Raw genomic sequence first — 2,584 nt, 5'->3', positions numbered from 1 at the left:
CGGCCGAGCCCGGCTTGTCGGGCCCCGCCCACGCCCCCGCCCAGAACGCGCCCTCGGGCGTGGTGTACGCGAGGAGCAGGCTCGTGCCCGGCTTGTACCGCAGGTGGCGCACCTCGGCGGGTGCCCCGACCGCGTCGGAGAGGGATGCCGGATCCAGCAGCGTCCGCAGCCCGGGAACGCCCGGGTCTCGCTCGATCAGCGCGTGCACGGCCGCGGTCATCGCCGGCCCCCCGTCGTCGCGACGGCATCCTCGTCGTCGGCGCGCCGCATCCACGCGTGCACGCGCGAGTCGGCGCGCTCGATGAGCTCGTGCGGCGCTCCGTCTTCGACGATGCGACCGTCTTCGAGCCACAGCACGCGGTCGGCCGACAGCGCCTGGGTCACATCGTGCGTGATCGACAGGGTCGTGCGTCCCCTGGTCAGCGCCTGCAGCGACGCGCCGACCTGGCCGCGCGCGTGCGGGTCGAGCCCGGTCGTGGCTTCGTCGAGCACGATGACCGGACTGTCGCGCAGCAGCGCGCGGGCGATCGCGATCCGCTGACGCTGCCCGCCCGAAAGGGTGCCGCCGCGCGCGCCGAGGACGGTGTCGTAGCCGTCGGGGAGGGCGGTGACGAAGTCGTGCGCGAACGCGCGGCGCGCCGCGTCTTCGACCTCGGCGTCGGTGGCATCCAGGCGCCCGTACCGGATGTTCTCGCGGACGGACGTGGCGAACAGGATCGACTCCTGCAGCAGCAGCGACACCGAGGAGCGGACGCTCGCGATCGTGGCGCGGGAGACGTCGATGCCGTCCAGGCGCACCCGACCGGAGCGGGGATCCGCCGCGCGCACGAGGAGGCCGGCCAGGGTGGATTTGCCCGCACCCGACGGACCCAGCAGACACACGTGCTGACCCGCGGGGATGTGCAGGGTCAGGTCCCGGAACACCGTGCTGCCGCGCCCGTCGTCGACCGCGACGGCCTCGAAGGCGACGTCGCCGCGAAGCGGGGGCAGGGGAGCGGCGTCGGGGCCGTCGGCGATCTCGACGGGCTCCGCCAGCAGGTCGGCGACGCGCTCGCCGGATGCCGCGGCCCGAGCGATGCGGCCGGTGTACTTCGCGAGGTCCTTCAACGGGCGCATGGCGAGTTTGAGGTAGGCGACGAAGACGACCAGGTCGCCGGGGGTCATGCTGCCCGACAGCACCTGCCAGCCGCCGCCGAGGAGCACCGCCGCGGTGGCGAACCCGACGATGACGTCGGTGCGTCGCTCCAGCCCGGCCGCGAGGCGGCGCGCGCGCACACCCTGCGTCAGGGCCCGGTCGTTCCCGTCGGCGAAGGCGCCGGCCAGGCGGCGCTCCAGGCCGTACGCCTGCACGACGCGGATGGCCCCCAGGGCCTCCGACGCGGTGTCGGCCAGGGCGCCCTCGCCCTTCCGCGTGGTGCGCGACGCGTCGGTGATGCGGGTGGAGCTCCGCCTCGACGACACCGCGTACAGCGCGGCGGCGATCACCACGACGAGGGTGAGGAGGGGGTCCATGAACGACATGACGACGACGAGGACGACGAGGGTCATGATGTTCCCGACCAGGGGCAGCCCCGCCGTGACGGCGACCTCCTGCAGGCGGCCGATGTCGCTCACGAGTCGCTGCACGACGTCGCCCGACGACGCGGTCGAGTGGTAGCGGGCCGACAGCGACTGCACGTGCGCGAACGCGCGGGCGCGCAGCTCGGTCGCCACGCGCGACCCGACCAGGGCGAACGCGACCGTACTCGCGTACGCCGCCACCGCCCGCAGGGCGATGAGCCCCAGCAGCAGCGTCGCGCACGCGACGAGCAGCCCGAGGCTCGCCTGCGGGATCCCCGCCGCCGCCCCCGTCGATGCGCCCAGGCTCACCGACACCGAGTCGACGACGAACTTCAACGGCCACGGCTCGAGCACGCGGAAGACCACGTCGGCCAGCAGGGCCACCATGCCCAGCACGATCAGCGACGCCTTGCCGCGCAGGTGCGGCCGGACGATGGCGAGGCTCCGCCGCAGGGCGCGCGGGGAGGCGGTCTTCTGCCGCTTCACGACGCCACCGCCGCCGGCACGTCGCCCAGGATGCGCGCGAGGACCCCGTCCCATCCGTGCTCGGCGACCGCCTGTTGGCGGGCCCGATCGGCCATCCGCCGGCAGAGGGCGGTGTCGTCGACGAGCGTCTGCAGGGCGTCGGCCAGCGCGGCGGCATCGCCCGGCGCGGTCAGCAGCCCCGAGGACCCGTGCCGGACGAGGGAGGGCACCTGGCCCACCCGGCTGCCCACGACGGGGAGGCCGGCGGCGAGGTACTCCGAGACCTTCAAGGGCGAGAAGTAGTCGTCGGCGGCCCGGTACGGCGCGACGCCGATGTCGAGGCGCTGCAGCACCGCGGGTACGTCCTCCGGGGCGACGGCGCCGGTGAACTCGGCATCCACTCCGAGGCTCTTCGCCTGCCCCTGCAGTTCCGCGCGCTGCGGACCGTCGCCGACGACGAGCAGCCGCGCCCGCCGCCCCCGCCGCGCGAGCTCGGCCATGGCATCCACCAGCACGTCCACCCCGTGCCAGGGCTTGAGCGTGCCCACGAACCCGACGG

Annotated in this window: 2 protein-coding genes and 1 pseudogene; all 3 read right to left on the bottom strand. The window is 74.7% G+C overall.

Going from position 1 to position 2,584, the window contains the following annotated elements; genetic code table 11:
• Positions 1 to 220: pseudogene (locus RWP81_RS16175) on the bottom strand (aminoglycoside phosphotransferase family protein); the annotation flags it as partial.
• Positions 217 to 2,046: an ABC transporter ATP-binding protein gene (locus RWP81_RS16170; RefSeq protein WP_314457836.1), complete on the bottom strand. Its 1,830-nt coding sequence runs from the start codon at positions 2,044 to 2,046 to the stop codon at positions 217 to 219. The pseudogene RWP81_RS16175 and the gene RWP81_RS16170, both read right to left, overlap by 4 nt.
• A partial coding sequence (locus RWP81_RS16165; protein WP_314457834.1) for a glycosyltransferase occupies positions 2,043 to 2,584 on the bottom strand: 542 nt, incomplete at its 5' end. The genes RWP81_RS16165 and RWP81_RS16170, both read right to left, overlap by 4 nt.

Origin of the sequence: uncultured Microbacterium sp. (assembly GCF_963521695.1) — a bacterium.
Classification (GTDB): Bacteria; Actinomycetota; Actinomycetes; order Actinomycetales; family Microbacteriaceae; genus Microbacterium.
This window is presented reverse-complemented; position numbering and strand designations above follow the sequence as displayed.